Source organism: Burkholderia sp. AU15512, assembly GCF_002223325.1.
Taxonomy (GTDB): Bacteria; Pseudomonadota; Gammaproteobacteria; order Burkholderiales; family Burkholderiaceae; genus Burkholderia.
On record NZ_NKEX01000019.1, the window covers coordinates 1 to 575 of the forward strand.

Below are 575 nucleotides of genomic sequence, written 5' to 3' on the forward strand. Positions count from 1 at the left end.
TCGGTGGCGAACTGCAGCGGCTCGCCCTTGCGTTGCGGAATCGCCACCGGCACGATCTCGTCGTCGAAGCGGCCGGCCTTCTGCGCGGCTTCCGCCTTGTTCTGCGACAGCGCCGCGAACGCGTCCTGCTCTTCGCGCGTGATCCCGTATTCCTTCGCGACGTTCTCCGCCGTGATGCCCATGTGGTACTGGTTGTACACGTCCCACAGGCCGTCGACGATCATCGTGTCGACCAGCTTCGCATCCCCCATCCGGAACCCGTCGCGCGAGCCCGGCAGCACGTGCGGCGACGCGCTCATGTTCTCCTGGCCGCCTGCGATCACGATGTCCGCGTCGCCCGCGACGATCGCGTTCGCCGCCAGCATCACGGCCTTCAGGCCCGAGCCGCACACCTTGTTGATCGTCATCCCCGGCACTGCCGTCGGCAGCCCGGCCTTGATCAGCGACTGCCGCGCCGGGTTCTGCCCGGAACCGGCCGTCAGCACCTGGCCCATGATCACTTCGCTGACCTGCTCGGGCTTCACGCCCGCACGCTCCAGCACCGCGCGGATCACCGTCGCGCCCAGCTCGGGCGC

1 protein-coding gene is annotated in these 575 nt (G+C 68.9%); it reads right to left on the reverse strand.

Translation table 11 applies throughout. From position 1 onward, the window contains the following. On the reverse strand, positions 1–575 hold a 575-nt coding region (locus tag CFB43_RS37460; protein ID WP_306427127.1), incomplete at both ends, for a beta-ketoacyl synthase N-terminal-like domain-containing protein.